The sequence below is a fragment of the Sphingorhabdus lacus genome, from assembly GCF_009768975.1.
In the GTDB taxonomy this organism is placed as follows: Bacteria; Pseudomonadota; Alphaproteobacteria; order Sphingomonadales; family Sphingomonadaceae; genus Sphingorhabdus_B; species Sphingorhabdus_B lacus.
Genome location: NZ_CP035733.1, coordinates 1,443,756 through 1,459,809, shown reverse-complemented (window position 1 = coordinate 1,459,809; position 16,054 = coordinate 1,443,756). Strand labels below are relative to the sequence as shown.

Annotated in this window: 18 protein-coding genes; 9 read left to right on the top strand and 9 right to left on the bottom strand. The window is 52.7% G+C overall.

The window, feature by feature from the left end; genetic code table 11:
- Positions 1–44: 44 nt before the first annotated feature.
- The 7 genes from EUU25_RS06825 to ispH form a co-directional block, all read right to left on the bottom strand.
- Positions 45–1,970 (bottom strand): TniQ family protein, encoded by a 1,926-nt coding sequence (locus EUU25_RS06825; RefSeq protein WP_158899509.1) that lies wholly within the window; start codon positions 1,968–1,970, stop codon positions 45–47.
- A gap of 9 nt (positions 1,971–1,979) precedes the next feature.
- Positions 1,980–2,981 carry a TniB family NTP-binding protein gene (locus EUU25_RS06820; protein WP_158899507.1) on the bottom strand — a complete coding sequence of 334 codons (1,002 nt, stop codon included), beginning with the start codon at positions 2,979–2,981 and terminating at the stop codon, positions 1,980–1,982.
- Positions 2,974–5,124 carry a DDE-type integrase/transposase/recombinase gene (locus EUU25_RS06815; RefSeq protein ID WP_158899505.1) on the bottom strand — a complete coding sequence of 717 codons (2,151 nt, stop codon included), beginning with the start codon at positions 5,122–5,124 and terminating at the stop codon, positions 2,974–2,976. Before EUU25_RS06815 ends, EUU25_RS06820 begins: the two co-directional genes overlap by 8 nt.
- A complete protein-coding gene (locus tag EUU25_RS06810) occupies positions 5,121–5,837 on the bottom strand; it encodes a hypothetical protein (protein ID WP_158899503.1) in 717 nt (238 codons plus the stop codon). Before EUU25_RS06810 ends, EUU25_RS06815 begins: the two co-directional genes overlap by 4 nt.
- Positions 5,838–6,020: 183 nt before the next feature.
- On the bottom strand, positions 6,021–6,461 hold the full coding sequence (rnhA, locus tag EUU25_RS06805; RefSeq protein ID WP_158899501.1) for a ribonuclease HI: 441 nt from the start codon (positions 6,459–6,461) through the stop codon (positions 6,021–6,023).
- Positions 6,448–7,440 (bottom strand): homoserine kinase, encoded by a 993-nt coding sequence (gene thrB / locus EUU25_RS06800; protein WP_158899499.1) that lies wholly within the window; start codon positions 7,438–7,440, stop codon positions 6,448–6,450. Before thrB ends, rnhA begins: the two co-directional genes overlap by 14 nt.
- A 1-nt stretch (position 7,441) precedes the next feature.
- The gene (gene ispH, locus EUU25_RS06795) at positions 7,442–8,407 is read right to left on the bottom strand and encodes a 4-hydroxy-3-methylbut-2-enyl diphosphate reductase (protein ID WP_158899497.1); all 966 of its coding nucleotides are present in this window, start codon (positions 8,405–8,407) and stop codon (positions 7,442–7,444) included.
- A 135-nt stretch (positions 8,408–8,542) separates the two neighbouring features.
- Here ispH and EUU25_RS06790 point away from each other — a divergent pair, with 135 nt between their 5' ends.
- The 9 genes from EUU25_RS06790 (at position 8,543) to tatC (ending at position 15,670) form a co-directional block, all read left to right on the top strand.
- Positions 8,543–9,193 (top strand): hypothetical protein, encoded by a 651-nt coding sequence (locus tag EUU25_RS06790; RefSeq protein ID WP_158899495.1) that lies wholly within the window; start codon positions 8,543–8,545, stop codon positions 9,191–9,193.
- 26 nt (positions 9,194–9,219) lie between these two features.
- Positions 9,220–10,941, top strand: a complete 1,722-nt coding sequence (gene argS, locus EUU25_RS06785; protein ID WP_158899493.1) for an arginine--tRNA ligase — start codon at positions 9,220–9,222, stop codon at positions 10,939–10,941.
- Positions 10,942–10,966: 25 nt separating this feature from the next.
- Complete coding sequence (locus EUU25_RS06780; protein ID WP_158899491.1) at positions 10,967–11,644, top strand: SPOR domain-containing protein; 678 nt, start codon at positions 10,967–10,969, stop codon at positions 11,642–11,644.
- A gap of 154 nt (positions 11,645–11,798) precedes the next feature.
- On the top strand, positions 11,799–12,848 hold the full coding sequence (locus tag EUU25_RS06775; RefSeq protein ID WP_158899490.1) for a glycoside hydrolase family 3 N-terminal domain-containing protein: 1,050 nt from the start codon (positions 11,799–11,801) through the stop codon (positions 12,846–12,848).
- The gene (locus tag EUU25_RS06770; RefSeq protein WP_158899488.1) at positions 12,845–13,624 is read left to right on the top strand and encodes a segregation and condensation protein A; all 780 of its coding nucleotides are present in this window, start codon (positions 12,845–12,847) and stop codon (positions 13,622–13,624) included. The genes EUU25_RS06775 and EUU25_RS06770 overlap by 4 nt, the downstream gene beginning before the upstream one ends.
- Positions 13,621–14,226 (top strand): SMC-Scp complex subunit ScpB, encoded by a 606-nt coding sequence (gene scpB, locus EUU25_RS06765; protein ID WP_158899486.1) that lies wholly within the window; start codon positions 13,621–13,623, stop codon positions 14,224–14,226. Before EUU25_RS06770 ends, scpB begins: the two co-directional genes overlap by 4 nt.
- 68 nt (positions 14,227–14,294) lie before the next feature.
- Complete coding sequence (locus EUU25_RS06760) at positions 14,295–14,516, top strand: twin-arginine translocase TatA/TatE family subunit (protein ID WP_158899484.1); 222 nt, start codon at positions 14,295–14,297, stop codon at positions 14,514–14,516.
- Between the two features lie 48 nt (positions 14,517–14,564).
- Positions 14,565–14,900: a Sec-independent protein translocase protein TatB gene (gene tatB, locus EUU25_RS06755; RefSeq protein ID WP_158899482.1), complete on the top strand. Its 336-nt coding sequence runs from the start codon at positions 14,565–14,567 to the stop codon at positions 14,898–14,900.
- Positions 14,897–15,670: a twin-arginine translocase subunit TatC gene (tatC, locus tag EUU25_RS06750; RefSeq protein ID WP_158899480.1), complete on the top strand. Its 774-nt coding sequence runs from the start codon at positions 14,897–14,899 to the stop codon at positions 15,668–15,670. Before tatB ends, tatC begins: the two co-directional genes overlap by 4 nt.
- Positions 15,671–15,681: 11 nt before the next feature.
- On the opposite strand, the gene EUU25_RS06745 is transcribed toward tatC, so the two are convergent.
- Both EUU25_RS06745 and EUU25_RS06740 read right to left on the bottom strand, forming a co-directional pair.
- Positions 15,682–15,807: an entericidin A/B family lipoprotein gene (locus EUU25_RS06745; RefSeq protein WP_158899478.1), complete on the bottom strand. Its 126-nt coding sequence runs from the start codon at positions 15,805–15,807 to the stop codon at positions 15,682–15,684.
- A gap of 93 nt (positions 15,808–15,900) precedes the next feature.
- Complete coding sequence (locus tag EUU25_RS06740; protein WP_143775107.1) at positions 15,901–16,023, bottom strand: entericidin A/B family lipoprotein; 123 nt, start codon at positions 16,021–16,023, stop codon at positions 15,901–15,903.
- Between the last annotated feature and the right edge of the window lie 31 nt (positions 16,024–16,054).

The window sequence follows — 16,054 nt, the reverse complement described above, 5'->3', positions numbered from 1 at the left end:
ACTGCTTATCCATAGAAGCTAAATGGGATCGCGACGTTCAGGTTTTATCCCTGAATTTCAAACTGACCTATTATTGGCGCAACTGATTGTTCGCCGAAATTAGGCTTCAGAACGTGTTCTATAAAATCTCCGGCGGAATAAACATAGGAAGAATGATATCTCTGACCATCGTACACCTCGGATTTTTGAAACCGGAGAGTGCCGGCACATCTAAGTCGTTTCATGTCGGCTGGCGTGAAAGGTTGCAAATTGCCTATCAACTTTAACGACAAGCGATTTAGATCACTCAGTTTAAGAAATTTTCCATTTTGTAATACAAGCGCTAGATCTCGGCGCGTGAGGTATGTTTCCATTTCTTTCGCATCTACGAAAAGATCAAAAACATGCTCAGGCTGGCCAACTTTGTACAACGCAATCCTGTTCTTTAGCAGGTCGACGAGGAGGTCGGTTTTGTTATACTTTTCAGTAAGAAACATCCGTGCTGCTCGCGGAATTTCGCATAGGCTGGCGATAGCGTCGGAACGTATAGCCAGCGCGATGAACCGGTCGCGGATAGATAGCACATCTGAAAGCCTGTAAGAAACTTTGCGCTTTTTAAAATAATTCATTGATGCTGATATAGGTTGAAGGAGGGCAGGGTCATCCCACCCGCAAAGTTGGCGATTTAGGGCGCCTCCTTCCAGCATAACAGCCGCTGCAGTGCTTGAAATAGTATCCATACATTGCTCAAGCTGTTTAACAACTGACGCCCGCAAGGCAGCGGCCAGTTGATCGGTTTCAACGCCTTGCTCGGATGAGGACAATTCTTCAATTGATCTCCGATAGGCCTTTTGAAATACGCTGCCAGTTGAATTGAGATCCAATTGTCTAGCAAGTGCGGACATGTTAGCTATGCGTTGAACCCGTAAGGCACACGGGTTTTGTGTCGCGAGATTTCTCTTGCGCCGAATGATGTTCAGCTTTGACGCACAGTATTCGTCAACCTGTTTTTGGAGTATTTTAAGCGGTACGCCGCTAACCGACTTGCGTGGAAACAGTACCATTGCTCCGATCTTTGTTGCAAATGCTCGGCGATCTATCTGCTGCGGTAGTGGAGCGGGATTGCGAAAAGCAATTTCTGAGAGAAGCTTCTGATAACTATCTGGCCAATTAGTCATGATCTCGCCTGCGGCATGTACCCGCCGTTTATAGGTGTGCAGATCGGCCGAGCGGTCAATGACGCCGTTTTGATAGCAAGCTGTCCTGCTATTGATGGGGATATCCTCATCCGAATTGCTGGTTGCAGCAGTCCCAATGATGTCCACGAAGGTCAGCAGGTCGTTAGGCGGTAAGCAAGCAATCTCTTCGTTTAACGCAGGGTAGGGACTGCCTTCGGAGATGTCGGGCTTTAACGATTGTTCTATCGCCGTGGAAACTAGCAGCGCCTCCGGACGCGCTGGTCTCGTTACGATCTCGCCAAGATGACGGCCGCAATGGCAGTTCCAAGCGCGAGTAGCGGACGAATATTTTAGCGGAGTAGCTTCGCCCGGAGCAACAAAGCATTGATCGCATGAGTCGACCAGTTCCGTAGCGTGAATGGTGCAGGCTGTGACATGAAATAACGACCACGTGTCCCGTATTATCTCGCTGATGCGAATGCATTGAGGGCAAACTCTTAGCCGACTTGTTCTCAGATACTTTTTTTGGACCGCGAAGCCGCGAAAATTTAGTAAACCTAGAAGGGCACCTGCGTCACGTTTTTGCCATTGCATCGCAGCCAGCAAAGAAAGTGGCTGAAGCGCTGCTTCAGCAAGTTTTGTCCACGATTGCACATCTGAAGTTGTCGATGATAACTTGCTGACGCCTAGTGCTTTGCGGAATAGGGCAAGATTTTGCACGCCGTTTAAAGCACAAAGACGTCTTAAATAACCGTTTATGTTCTCATCTGGATGTGGAGCTGTCGTCAGCGGTAATATGCATTCAACATTCATTTTGCAGATTCATGCGGCAGATGCGACGTCTTCATCGCTCTCATCATATATGTTTGACATTAGTTTAAAGGGATTCGGCGCTTGGCACCAGTCAGACAGTAGAGCGAGTTCTTCGACTGCATCGCGCAAGTCAGTGACTTCAATTCTTGAATGGTCGTTGTCGATAGCTATCTCCGCAGCTTCGCGCAGTAACAGGTTTAGCGGTCGCAAATATCCATGGGTAATGCTATATATTCCGTCCGAAATGCCACTAATCATCACGTCTTGATCAGTGCGCTGACTGGGCTGTCCGAGATAGCTAAAACTGTTAAAAGGAAGCTTGTTATCAACTTCTGCAAGAAATTGCCGAAAGTCGTCTCGAAGTACAACAGAGTCGTATTCAAACGGCGTAATGGCTGTTCGGAATGGCGTGAGGCTCTTCAATTGATCGTTATTGTCGATGATGGCAGCAACCCCGTCGTGGCCAGGCATGCCAGCCATTACGAATGGAACACGAGTATCTTTCACTACCTCCTTCACCCATTCAGCAGCTTGATATGTGCTGATCGAACCACCCGACTTTACGATATGTTGAAATTCGTCACAGATGACCAGTTCCACCCGCTGAGCCAGTAAATGGTGCTTCACCAAATCTGTGAGATTTTTTAGTCCCCCTTTTGCAACTGTAGGAGAAACTAACTGGCTAACCATTTGCTGTGCGGTAGTAAGGGGAGTCGAGCGTGCTTGCAGCGACAAATAAAACACCGGTCGAACGATGTTATTGTTTTCGTCGCGATATTCAGCGCCATGCATATCTCTATATCGCTTTAGGAATGTCGTCTTACCGACACCGGTTTCGCCGGTAATGATCATGCATGTCGGTTCGGCGGCAATAAGTCGATCTGATCGAATTTTGGCCAACCGCTTCTCGATATTCTGAGTTGAAGTCCGATCCACGAAAATATCAGCAACCCTCTCAAGCCGCTTATCTTTCGGAAACGTATCCCAATTGATAGTGCTATGTTTAGCCATTCTTCGGTCCGATCGTTGCATATGGGTCACGTTCTTGCGATACGGATTTAGGAGATAAATCTTTAGATTTGCTTGGCAAAACTACGATATTCCTCCCTGCTTGCTTTTTCTTAACGGTTTGTCGTGAAGGCGTAGGTTGACATTGATCCGGTTCTACGACTGCGAAAACAGGATCGCTTGGCGTGAAATTTGTATGTATGTCTTTAAAATCACCGGAGTAAGCCCGTCGACCTGTGCCTACGAACCGTTCGGATTTTGCATTGTTTGATTGCCCCCGACGTTTTGAACTTTTGGGCCTGAATTTCCGCATAATGTCATATAATTCAACTTTTGCTTTGATAAGATCGTGGGCTTCCAGAGCCGCTCTATTCTCTGCATTCAGATATTTAATGATGCATTTGTGCTGCCATATTGAGACGTTTTTTGCGTATTGTTCCCATTTTCGGGATATTGGTACCGTTAAGATATCTCCATTTTTTTTAACGATCCGAACTTCTTTAAGGTCTGCTGGATCGTACAGAAATTTAACTTTTCCGTCCGAACCCCGCAATTTTTTGCATTCGGGAGAATCGCGAAAGTTGCCATATTCAGCGCTTTGATAGGTCAGGTGCAGCAGCTTAATGCCGGTTCGGCGCATCGAAGACCGCTCTGATCGCCCAATTACCGAATCTATCTCTCGCCTGTCAGTGACAATTCTAATTCGGTGTTTTTGGGTAAGGTCATTCCATAGAGCGCGCGGTGTTCTGCCTATTCCCCGATGTGGGTTATATTGATAAATATCAACAAGCCATTTGTGCAGGGCCTCATACAACTCGTCAAGCGTGACAACTGCACGGCCAACAGCGTTATACTCAGCTTTTTCTAAAGTGTTGCTGAATGTGGTTCCAGGCGAAGTATGCGCCACTTGTCGGTTTGTGGTACCAATGAACCTCTCGATGGCCCCTTTGTACCAGGGTGATCGACCGGGCATAAAATGCACTTCGTTTATGCCTACACGAAAAGCAAAATCACGTAAGTCTGTCGAAACATTTTCGCGTGCTAAGTCGACGACGAGCGAATGTGGGATGCCACCTACTGGCCAGTCATTATCGATATTCCAAGGATTTTCTGTATCTGCCTTTTTCTGTTCTAAGTAGCTTTTCGCGAGTAACCCGTTCTTTAAGCACTCCATTACGGTCTGAAGGCTCGGTGGATCGAATGACAAATGAATTCCGAAAGGCATACGCGTGCAGCGATCAATTGCCATTGCAAGGGTTGGTCGCCCAATGGGTAAATAATTGACCGGGTCGACTACGATTATGTCAAAAACCGTGTGATCAATTTCAACTCTTTCGAGAGGGCGCGTTGGCTCTGGCATCTCAACTGCATGGCCTTCTTTAGAAAACGCAATTGTTGGGCCCTTTTGGGCCGCCAGAATCTCAAATTTAGTTAGAAGCGCTAACTGGTTACGGATGACCTTTTCTCCCACCTCGGGTAAAAAGTCCGATGTACGTGATGCATTTCTACGCCTAATTTCGTGCAGTACGAATGTTCTAATGCCACTTTTGGGGATTGGTTCGAGTACCAAAAATTTCTCTTTGATCACGTTATCAATGATTTCCAAAATCTCCGGGCCATAACGCCTTTCGCGATTTCCTTTCTGTTCGTGAAGTGCGCTTAGCCTTCGCGCATTTGGTGAAGGACCGGATTTAAGCATCCAATTGCCGACCGATTTTGGTGCAGGCACGACCTTATCACCTCTCTCGTTAGCAACTTCGATTGCGACTTGACGCAGCCCGTCTAAGCTTCTTGAAATATGAAGACCTTGAGCAACGGCTGCCTTCACGTAGGCCAGGCGGTCCTTGCCAGTCATACCGTTGGCGGTATCTGCGCGCAGCTTTAGACTTTTACCTTTATGGCTTCCGTCTTTTCTATCCGGGTCGCCTACAATTTCCAGGTGGGTTTGACTGTCATACGAATAGCCGGGTTCTTGCAGAATTACGGTTCCGTTACTGGTGTGCTCATGCAGTTCCAAATCGGTGAATGTTAAAAGATCGCGTGTCTGATCGCTGACCCAATCGAGGTGGTCGTTTCTTCGTTCCCGGAAACGGAAACTTACGCCATTATATATTAGCCTCCAGCCGCCGGTTATATCTATCTTCATGGTCGCGCTTCCAGAATCGGCGAGAAAAATGGAATGAGCCGAGGCGGTGGGTTTGTCGGATCAGGAAATCTCACTAAAGTCGCGAGCGAGAAGTCATTGCTGGCGTCAATGTATATTTTGCCTTGCGCAGCTAGTGCCAGCAACTCGTCAAAATGAGGTTTCGGGGGCGACAACGCCTCAATGATAGTGCCAATTTTAAGCGGGCATGCTTCGAGCAATGACTGAATTCGAAGTGTTAAGAACGCATCTACGGTGCGATTGTACTGAAACCACAAATCCGAAATACAACGGCTTTGCACTGGTCCTTCTAGATGTGCGTCCAAAGTCAATGAGTAGGGAACACCGAGTTGCCAACACCAATCAGCCCAACCGCATCGTGTATTCCATTCCACATCCTCATGGATCTTCGCTAATTCTTTTACCTCATGGATCTCAGCGGACCCGTTGATTACTAGTCCAAAATCAGGCCAATGTTTTTTGCGCTGTCCATCAAAGTGGTGACTCCATGAGAAAGGCTGGCTGAAAATTTCGGTAACGTTTGGATCAAGTTCGGCAAGTATCGCAAAATCAGCTTCGTGGTCCGACTCGCATTCGATCATTCCATCAGCAGACTTGATGCTTTTTATTGCACGCTTCCTACGGATTGAGGACGATTTGACAATTTTCCTTAATGGCGTCGGGGACGGCGTCAGGACACTAGGCCAAACGGACATGGCACTCTCCAAAAGAACCTACTGTAAGCGGAAGCCCATTTGCACTAATTGAAGAGTTGCAATTTGCCCCATATGTTTGGCTTTATCGCGTTAACTGTTAAAATAACGCTAATCCTAGCGTTTCACGGCACGACGGCTCAATCGGACAACTTTCGGAAGACTTTTGGGGCGAACGACAAAGGGTCAGGACGCGCGGGCTGCCTCGGCGGCATCGCTTGCCAGCCGGTCTGCGCGTTCATTTTCAGGGTGGCCATCATGGCCCTTGACCCAAATCCATTCGACTTTATGCCGCGCGACGGCTTCGATCAGGTCATGCCATAAATCGGCATTTCGAACTGGCTGCTTTGACGCATTTTTCCAGCCATTTCGCTGCCATCCGTGAACCCACTTTGTGATCCCGTCGAGGACATATTTGCTGTCGGTGTGCAGCTTGACGTTGCACGGTTCGATCAGAATTGTGAGCGCCTGAATGGCTGCCCACATTTCCATCCGGTTGTTGGTCGTGTCCGGATCGCCACCCGATATTTCTTTCTCGTGCTTGCCATAGCGGATTACGGCACCCCAGCCGCCTGGCCCGGGATTTCCTTTGCACGCGCCGTCGGTAAATATTTCAACCTGCTTCAATACCGTTTCCCAACTGCCCCATCAGTTCAGAAATATTGGCATCATCGCTGTAAAAATCCAGTCTCCGCAAAAATGCGAGCGGGTCCTTTCTGGTAACCAGCGCATTCGCAGGAGTGTTTATCCAATCGTAACAGCGGGTTAGTAAAAAGCGCAGGCAGGCGCCGCGAAAGAAGAGCGGCAGAGCGTCCCGCGTTGGGGCATCAAACCCGTGCACCGAATCATATCCGCGAAGGAGATTGGCACTCAGATCACTCTGAAAACGGGTTCCGTCATTGGTGAAACACCACGCGCTGTGGGTTACCGCGAGATCATATCCCAATGCGTCGGTGCAGGCGAAATAGAAATCGATCAAGCCGGTGACCCGGTCCCCCAGCATGAGGACATTGTCGGGGAAAAGATCGGCGTGGATTGCGCGTTGCGGCAGATTTTTGGGCCAGCGTTCCTCCAGAAAATCGCATTCGGCCTCAACTCTTTTGGCCAAGCCCTCATTTATGTCTTCCAGGCCGCGCGCTGTGCATTGTTCGGCCAAAGGACGCCATGATAATAGTCCGAGGCTATTGGGGCGCTTTTGGTCGAAATCGGCAAGCGCGCTATGCATTTGTCCAAGTGCCACGCCGGTAGCTTTTGCTTGCGCGGGGGTTGGCTGGGTCACCGATACACCCTGCAAAAATTCTATGAGGCACGCTGGGCGTCCGGCAAGGTTCTGTAGCCATTCGCCATTTCGGTCGGGTATGAAGCGCGGCACCTTGCAGCCCGCTTCGTGAAGATGCTTCAGTAAAGCATAGAAGAAGGGGAGGTCGGCCGGATCTACGCGGCTTTCATATAGCGTCAGAATGAAGCGGCTTTTCGTTGTTTCGACGAAATAATTGCTGTTCTCGACGCCCTCGGCAATTCCCTTTAGCGCGATGAGCTCGCCGGCGTCATATTGCGCGAGAAACGTCGAAACCTGTTCGGGCCCTAATTGCGTGTAAACGGCCAATTCAGGCCACCGCGCCGGCCACTTCGCGCGGCAGTTTGAAGATGATGCTTTCTTCGGCTGTCGTAACCTGCTGTTCGTCGAGATCGAAGTGGTTGGCGAGAGAGTCGATTATTTCGCGGACCAGTAATTCGGGCGCCGATGCACCTGCGGTCAAACCCAAAGTCTGAACGCCATCAAACCAGTTCATGCTGATATCGTCAGCGCGTTGAACAAGATGTGCTTTCGATCCCGCCCGTTCGGCGACTTCGACAAGGCGCACAGAGTTGGAACTGTTCGGCGCGCCAATGACGATGACGAGATCGCATTCACCCGCAATCGCCTTGACCGCATTTTGCCGGTTGGACGTCGCGTAGCAGATATCTTCGCCCTTAGGCCCCACAATCGATGGAAAACGGCGCTGCAACGCCTCGACGATTTCGGCCGTATCATCGACAGACAATGTCGTTTGCGTCAGAAAAGAGAGATTGTCTTCGTTGGCGGGCACCAAATTTGCGACATCTTGGACGGTTTCGACGAGCGACATGGAGCCGGCAGGAACCTGGCCGAAAGTGCCGATCACCTCAGGATGACCGGCGTGGCCTATAAAGATGATGTGGCGTCCGGCCTCGACCTGACGTTCGGCCTGGCGGTGGACTTTGGACACCAGCGGGCATGTCGCGTCCAGATAGGCAAGCCCACGCTCTTCTGCATTTGCCGGAACCGATTTCGGCACGCCATGCGCGGAAAAAACAACATGTCCACCATCAGGGACCTGATCAAGTTCGTCTACGAACACAGCGCCCTTGGCTTTAAGGCTGTCGACGACAAATCGATTGTGCACAATTTCATGCCGGACGTAGACAGGTGCGCCATGCTGTTCCAGCGCGAGCTCGACAATTTTGATAGCGCGGTCGACACCCGCACAAAAACCGCGTGGAGCGGCAAGGAGGAGCTTCAACGGGCGCTTGGGGGGATTTTGTTCAGTCATGGGCAATGTCCTTTAGGTAAAGTCTCGGCTTCCGCCAAGACCTTTCCCCTGTTGCGTGTCCCGCTATGGACGGATAAGGACCTTTCAGAAACGCGCTTAGGCGAAACCAAATAAGAATCCTGAGGATAACCCTGTATGAAATTTGTCGCCAAAGTCCTTCTTGCGGGCACAATCGTGGCATCACTTGCCGGATGCGCAAAGGATGGGGAGTTGGATCTGTCCTCCGGCGTGGGAATCAGTGTGACGCGAACAGGCTGTCCCACGGTTGCTATCCCCGATGGCACGGGCGACATCACACTTTTCAACACAGCGGGAAGCCAGGATGCGAATGCAATCGACGTCGTTGCGTCGATTACGAACGTCCGTCCTACCTGCAACAGCGGCGGCGAGAAAATCTACTCGCAGGCCAGTTTCGAGGTTCAGGCCCGACGAAATGACGTCCAAGGCGCGAAAACGGTAACTCTTCCCTATTTTACGACTGTGGTGCAGGGCGGCAGCGCTGTTGTTGCCAAGCGCGTTGGGCAGGTTACGCTGCAATTTGCCGACGGGCAGTCCAAGGCAAGTGCAACCGCGCAGGCGGCAAGCTATGTCGATGGCAACTCGGCACGTTTGCCTGCCGAAATCGTCCAGAAAATCACAAAAAAGCGCAAGCCAGGCGATCCCGATGCCGCGCTCGATCCTATGGCTGATCCCGAGGTTCGGGCCGCTGTGGTTCGGTCCAGCTTTGAAATGCTGATTGGTTTCCAACTGACCGAAGAGCAACTGCGCTATAACGTCACGCGCTAATTGGCGCTCCGTCAAAGGCACAGCTTATGACCCTTTTTGAAAAATTCGCCGCGCATGTGGACCATGCGCTCGACGCTTTGGTTGCGGCTGGAACATTGCCCGCAGATATTGATCGCAGCAATGTGACTGTAGAACCGCCGCGCGAAGCGTCGCATGGTGATCTGTCGACCAATGCCGCGATGGTGTTGGCCAAACCGGCGGGAACCAACCCACGGGCGCTTGCCGAGGCGTTATCTATCGAACTCGGCAAGATCGACAATGTTACCGCCGTCGAAATTGCTGGCCCGGGTTTTCTGAACTTGCGGCTAAATGCTTCGGCATGGTTGGACGAACTGCGTGCCATCGGCCAATCGGCGGACGACTATGGTCGTTCGACTGCGGGTGCGGGTAAAGTCGTCAACATTGAATATGTCTCGGCCAATCCGACCGGTCCCATGCATATGGGCCATTGCCGCGGTGCAGTGGTCGGTGACGCCTTGGCGTCACTGCTCGAATTTTCGGGTTATAAGGTTATCCGCGAATATTATATCAATGATGCCGGTGGACAGGTTGATACGCTCGCCCGTTCCGCGCATTTGCGTTATCGCGAAGCGCTGGGTGAAAGCATCGAAATCCCGGAGGGTTTGTATCCCGGGGACTATCTGATCCCCGTGGGTAAGCGGCTCGCCGAATTATATGGCGACAGATATGTGGCCGCCCCGGAAGGCGAATGGCTTGTTCTGTTCCGTAAAGCTGCCGTTGCCGACATGATGGAGATGATCAAGACCGACCTGGCTTTGCTCGGTATACATCATGATCTGTTTTCGTCCGAAGCCGAACTGCATGAGGCTGGCAAAGCCGAAGCAGCCGAGGCCGAGTTGCGCGCGCGCGGGTTGATTTATGACGGCGAACTGGAAAAACCCAAGGGCAAGGAGATCGAGGATTGGGAACCCGTAACGCTTCCGCTTTTCCGGTCGACACAGTTCGGCGATGATCAGGATCGGCCCATCAAGAAATCCAATGGCAGTTGGACCTATTTCGGTGCCGACCTCGCCTACCATTATCAAAAGAGCCAGAATGTCGATGCGATGGTCGACATCTGGGGTGCCGACCATGCCGGAACGGTCAAGCGCATCAAGGCTGCAGTCAATGCGCTGACCGGCGGAAAAGTCCAGTTTGACATAAAGCTGGTGCAAATGGTGCGGTTGCTGCGCGGCGGCGAACCTATCAAAATGTCCAAGCGTTCGGGCAGCTTTATTACCCTGTCGGAAATGGTCGAAGAAGTCGGCAAGGATGTGGTCCGGTTCACCATGCTTACGCGCAAATCCGACGCACAAATGGATTTTGATTTTGCCAAGGTGGTCGAGGCATCAAAAGACAATCCCGTATTCTACGTGCAATATGCCCACGCCCGGATCCAATCGACATTGCGCAAGGCAGAGGCAGAGGGTCTAGGGCTGGACGCAACGCAGCTTAGTCTGTTGGGCGATGCGGAAATTGCCCTGATCCGTGAAGCGGCCAACTTCCCCCGGATTGTGGAAGCTGCGGGTAAGGCAAGCGAGCCACATCGTATCGCATTCTACCTCAGCGATCTTGCGGCGGCTTTCCATGCCTATTGGAATTTGGGCAATGACCAGCCGGATAAACGCTTCATATTGGCACATAATCCGGCATTAACGGGCGCAAGGCTTTTCATGGCGGCCAATATCGGGCAAGTTATACGCAATGGGCTTCGTCTGATGGGGGTTGAGGCCGCAAATAGCATGTAGCGATAGTGGATTTTGGGGATTTGGCATGAGCGATGAGACCAACGACAATCGTAATGATGAAGCACTAGGATTGGAAGATCCCGACCGTTTGCCGTGGTTGGAAACTGCGGACGGTTATGACTATGAAGAAGGTGCTTCACCCCTGAAAGTTGCCGGCATGGTGCTGGGTGGTTTGATATTGTTGGCTGCAATTGTAGGCGGCATTTATTGGGCCCAGCAAAAGCAGAGTGGCGGAAATACCGGAAATGGCGAGCTGATCGCCGCGCAAGAAGGCGACTATAAGGTCAAGCCCGACGTTGCCGGTGGCAAGACATTCGAAGGCGAAGGGGACTCGGCTTTTGCAGCAAGCGAAGGCACGAAAACAGGCGCCACAATCGCTCCGGCTGCTAAGCCTGCCGATGCCAAGTTTGCTCCGCCGGCTCCTGTTGCAGCAAAGCCTGCACCTAATGCCGCAGCGCCCGCCGGTGCTGTGATGGTCCAATTGGGTGCATTTGGCGATTCTGCCAAGGCAGAGGCCGCATGGGCGGCATTTGGCAAACGTTTCGGCTTCCTGTCGGGCACAAACCGCCGCATCGCCGAAGCCAGCGTTGAAGGTGGCCGCAAGGTATTCCGTTTGCAGGCCGTAACAGCCAATGCCGCTGCTGCGCAGCAGCTTTGCGCCAAATTGAAGGCTGCTGGCGAGAACTGCCTGATCGTTCGCTAACCCGATAATCTTCTCTGGAGGGGGAGAGGCCGCAGCGGAGAATTCCGCTGCGGCTTTTATTTTGCGAACAGCATCCGGTTATGCACAGTTTTGCGGATGATCGAAATCGTTCGCAGCTTGCGCCTTGGGCATATGGGCCTTAGCGTTCCTGCGCATGAAGCCCGTGATTTTTGGCCTTTCCAGCCTGACTCTCACCGACGATGAAAAGCGCCTGTTCCGCGATGTTGAACCGGCGGGGTATATCCTGTTCAAGCGCAATATCGAGGATCGCCAGCAAGTTCGCGCTTTGACCGATAGTCTTCGCGCTCTGCATGGTCACGATAAGGTTCCGGTTCTGATTGACCAGGAAGGTGGACGTGTCGCCCGGATGCGCCCGCCCGTGTGGCCGGACTTTCAGGCTGGTGGTGCGTTCGATGCCCTTTACGACGTCGCGCCGATCACCGCGATTGAAGCCGCCAAAAGCAATGCGGAGGCAATTGCGCTGACACTGGCAGAAGTCGGCATCAACGTTGATTGCCTGCCGGTGCTGGATGTCCGTGTGCCCGATACCCATTCCGCCATTGGCGATCGGGCGCTGGGTAGCGACCCGATGCGCGTTGCGGCTTTAGGAAAGGCGATATTGGACGGCCTTGCAGCGGGCGGCGTTATCGGCGTTGTGAAACATATGCCGGGGCAGGGCAGGTCGGTGGTCGATACCCATCACGACCTCCCGCATGTCCATGCCAGCGAAGAAGAACTTGAGCAGGACCTCGAGCCATTCCGCGTTTTGAACAAGGCGCCGATGGGCATGACGGGGCATGTCGTCTACGATGTCTGGGATTCCGAGCATACAGCGACCATGTCGCCCTTTGTTATTGAGCACATCATTCGCGGAAAGATCGGATTTGACGGTTTGATGATGAGCGATGATCTCGACATGAACGCACTCACAGGTGATGTCCCCACCCGGGCGGCACAATGCGTTGCGGCAGGGTTGGACCTTGCGCTCAACTGCTGGGGACGATTTGACGAAATGGTCGCGATCGCCGAAAAATTGCCCGAGATTACCGGGGCGGCGCGTGCACGGCTCGATAAGGCGATGACCGGAGCTTCTCTGGATTTTGATGCCGACCGTCTCGCACATCTCCTCCACAAACGGAGCCAGTTGCTCGCATTGGCCGATACCGAAGCCAAGCTAACGCATGGTGCAACGGGCGCAGCATGAGCGAAGATAATCTTTTTGATGAGGATTTAGTCCTTCGCGAAGAGGATGATTTTTCGGCTGACGTGTTGACGATCGACATTGACGGTTGGGAAGGGCCGCTCGACCTTTTGTTGACGTTGGCCCGAAACCAGAAGGTCGATTTGCGGGCGATCTCCATTCTCGCACTGGTCGAGCAATATTTGCTGTTCATTGAGCAGGCACGCACGCTGAAACTGGAACTGGCCGCTGACTATCTCGTCATGGCGGCGTGGCTGGCCTATCTCAAATCAGCTCTGCTGCTGCCGAAGGATCCGACCATTGACCCGTCGCCGGAGGAACTGGCGCTTCGTCTGCAGCTTCGGCTGGAACGGCTGAATGCCATGCGCGAAAGCGGTGCCCGGCTGATGGCGCGGGACCGCATCGGGCGCGACGTGTTTCTGCGCGGCGCTCCGGAAGGACTGCGCGTTGTAAAGGCCCGCGCATGGGATTGTGATTATTTCGAACTGATCACGGCCTATGGCCAGATAAAGGCCCGCACACAGCCCGTTTTGCATGTCGTCAAAAAGCGCGCGGTCATGACTTTGGAAGAGGCTCTGGAACGGGTTTCTGCCATGATCGGCCGGGCTGTTGACTGGACGACTATTGAATCCTTCCTGCCTGATTTTACAGAGCCGGCAATGCGAAAATCGGCCTTGGCGTCCAGCTTTGTTGCCGCATTGGAATTGGCGAAGCGCGGCAGGATCGATTTGCAGCAGGAAAGCACATTCGCCCCCCTGATGGTCAGGATGAAAGCATGATGATCGAACATGATCCCGAACTTCGGGCGGTCGAAGCGACATTATTTGCGGCCGAGCAGCCCATGACGACGGACCAGATCCGCGCCTATGTCGGAGACGAAGTTGACGTGTCCTCAGCCTTGTCGCGGTTGGCCGAGCATTATGAGGGCCGGGGGATTGAGCTGGTCCGGCGAGGCAGTAGTTGGCATTTCCAGACCGCTGCCGATCTTGCCCATTTGCTGCGCCGTGAGCGTGAGGAGACCCGCAAGCTGAGCCGCGCGGCCGTCGAAACATTGGCGATCATCGCTTATCACGAGCCCGTCAGCCGCGCAGAGATTGAAGCAATTCGCGGCGTCCAGATTTCCAAGGGTACGTTGGACGTCCTGATGGAAGCGGGCTGGGTTCGGCCCGCAGGCCGCCGCGAAGTGCCGGGCAGGCCGTTAATATACGCCACCACGCCCGGTTTTCTAACGCATTTCGGATTAACATCCCGAAAAGATTTGCCCGGTATTGACGATTTGAAGGCTGCGGGATTGCTTGACCCGATCGATATGGCGTTAGGCGATATGCAATTCGGCGAAGAAAGCGACGGCGAACTGGAAATTGGCGAAGACAATGACTAGATGCTATATAGGTAATGAACGGCAACACATGTTGCCTTTGCCGGGGACAGCCCCGTTAGGAGTATGAAATGGGTGGATTGAGCATCTGGCATTGGCTGATTGTCGGCATTTTGGTGCTGCTTTTGTTCGGCAAAGGTCGCTTTTCCGACATGATGGGCGATGTGGCCAAGGGCATTAAGAGCTTTAAAAAAGGCATGAGCGAGGACGACGAAGCGCCGAAAGCTCCGCCGCAAATTGGTGCAACGACCGTCATCGATGCCGAAAAGCAGACCGACAAGACTCAAGGCTAAGACAGATGTACGCGACGTTCCTTATGCCCTCGTTACCGGGGGTGTTGAATGTTTGACGTCGCCTCGTCCGAATTTCTGCTTGTTGTCCTCGTCGCGCTCCTGGTCATTGGACCCAAGGACCTGCCCAAGGTTTTGCGCGTCGTTGGCAAATGGGTTGGTAAGGCGCGGGGCGTAGCGGCGCAATTCCGGTCCGGTTTTGATGAAATGGTGCGCCAGTCCGAACTTGAGGAACTGGAAAAGAAGTGGAAGGCCGAGAATGAGCGCATCATGCGCGAACATCCGGCAGACCCGCGTGCAGAGGTTATTGGTGAGGATAATCCGCCTGCGCAACCCGAACTCCCGATGGGCGCTGCTCCGGCAGCCGAGGCGCCGACAAAGCCATGAGCGAGATTGACGACAGCAAAATGCCATTGCTCGATCATTTGATCGAATTGCGCAGCCGTCTTTTGTGGAGCTTTCTCGCGCTTGCCATCGCGTTCGGCATATCCATATATTTCGCCCGGCCGATCTTCGGATTTCTGGTGCAACCCTTGCTGGCGTCGGGGCAAGACAAGCTGATTTACACCGCAATATTCGAGGCCTTTTTCGTCGAGATCAAGGTGGCCTTTTTTGCCGCCGCTTTCTTCTCGTTTCCGGTATTCGCGACGCAGCTTTGGCGCTTTGTAGCGCCTGGATTATACGCAAAGGAAAAGCGGGCTTTCCTCCCTTTCCTGCTGGCAACGCCCGTTTTGTTCACCATCGGCGCGGCGATGGCCTATTATATGGCGATCCCCGTTGCATTGAACTATTTGCTTGGCTTTGGCGGTAATGTTGGCGGCGTGGAGCAGCAGGCTTTGCCCGGCGTCGATAACTATCTGAACTTTGTGATGAAGTTCATCTTCGGTTTCGGCATTTCGTTCCTGTTGCCGGTGCTGTTGATGCTCTTGGAAAAGGCCGGGATTATCACGCTCGCCCAGCTCAAAGGCGGGCGGCGCTATGCGATTGTCGGCGCGTTCGCAATTGCCGCCGTGCTGACTCCGCCCGATGTGGTGTCCCAGCTTCTGCTCGCGATACCATTGTGCATTTTGTACGAACTGGCGATCATCGCCATATGGCTCACCCACCGGGGAAAAACAAAAACGGCCCCGGAAGTATCCGAGACCGTCGCCGAATAAAATCCGGCTTTTTAGTTGATAATCTCTTCGCCCTTTTTGCCGACGGACTCAATGTCCTCGCCTGCGCCTTTTACGGTGTTGCAAGCCGCGGCCAGAAGGGAAGCCGAGAGCAAAATTACAGTAGCCAATTTACGCATATAAGCCTCCTATGTTGATGTGAACAAGTCACCAGGACCTGCCTTATCAACACGGGGCAGCGTTTAATGTTCCGGCCAGGCCCAGTCCCCGCCTTAGATCGCGCGGTCGCCTGCTTCGCCAACGGACTCGATATCTTCGCCCAAGCCTTTCACCGTGTTGCAGGCCGAAAGTAGAATTGAGGCCGAAATCAAAATTGCCGTCGCTAATTTACGCATAAATGGTCTCCAGTTTGACAGATGCCATTTT

What these genes read in the sequence shown, in the direction of transcription:
- EUU25_RS06810 (WP_158899503.1), bottom strand. Translation starts at nt 5,837, where the DNA reads ATGTCCGTTTGGCCTAGTGTCCTGACGCCGTCCCCGACGCCATTAAGG.
- ispH (WP_158899497.1), bottom strand. Translation starts at nt 8,407, where the DNA reads ATGACTGAACAAAATCCCCCCAAGCGCCCGTTGAAGCTCCTCCTTGCC.
- EUU25_RS06780 (WP_158899491.1), top strand. Translation starts at nt 10,967, where the DNA reads ATGAGCGATGAGACCAACGACAATCGTAATGATGAAGCACTAGGATTG.
- tatC (WP_158899480.1), top strand. Translation starts at nt 14,897, where the DNA reads ATGAGCGAGATTGACGACAGCAAAATGCCATTGCTCGATCATTTGATC.
- tatB (WP_158899482.1), top strand. Translation starts at nt 14,565, where the DNA reads ATGTTTGACGTCGCCTCGTCCGAATTTCTGCTTGTTGTCCTCGTCGCG.
- EUU25_RS06815 (WP_158899505.1), bottom strand. Translation starts at nt 5,124, where the DNA reads ATGAAGATAGATATAACCGGCGGCTGGAGGCTAATATATAATGGCGTA.
- EUU25_RS06745 (WP_158899478.1), bottom strand. Translation starts at nt 15,807, where the DNA reads ATGCGTAAATTGGCTACTGTAATTTTGCTCTCGGCTTCCCTTCTGGCC.
- scpB (WP_158899486.1), top strand. Translation starts at nt 13,621, where the DNA reads ATGATGATCGAACATGATCCCGAACTTCGGGCGGTCGAAGCGACATTA.
- EUU25_RS06740 (WP_143775107.1), bottom strand. Translation starts at nt 16,023, where the DNA reads ATGCGTAAATTAGCGACGGCAATTTTGATTTCGGCCTCAATTCTACTT.
- EUU25_RS06770 (WP_158899488.1), top strand. Translation starts at nt 12,845, where the DNA reads ATGAGCGAAGATAATCTTTTTGATGAGGATTTAGTCCTTCGCGAAGAG.
- EUU25_RS06790 (WP_158899495.1), top strand. Translation starts at nt 8,543, where the DNA reads ATGAAATTTGTCGCCAAAGTCCTTCTTGCGGGCACAATCGTGGCATCA.
- EUU25_RS06760 (WP_158899484.1), top strand. Translation starts at nt 14,295, where the DNA reads ATGGGTGGATTGAGCATCTGGCATTGGCTGATTGTCGGCATTTTGGTG.
- argS (WP_158899493.1), top strand. Translation starts at nt 9,220, where the DNA reads ATGACCCTTTTTGAAAAATTCGCCGCGCATGTGGACCATGCGCTCGAC.
- EUU25_RS06825 (WP_158899509.1), bottom strand. Translation starts at nt 1,970, where the DNA reads ATGAATGTTGAATGCATATTACCGCTGACGACAGCTCCACATCCAGAT.
- EUU25_RS06775 (WP_158899490.1), top strand. Translation starts at nt 11,799, where the DNA reads ATGAAGCCCGTGATTTTTGGCCTTTCCAGCCTGACTCTCACCGACGAT.
- EUU25_RS06820 (WP_158899507.1), bottom strand. Translation starts at nt 2,981, where the DNA reads ATGGCTAAACATAGCACTATCAATTGGGATACGTTTCCGAAAGATAAG.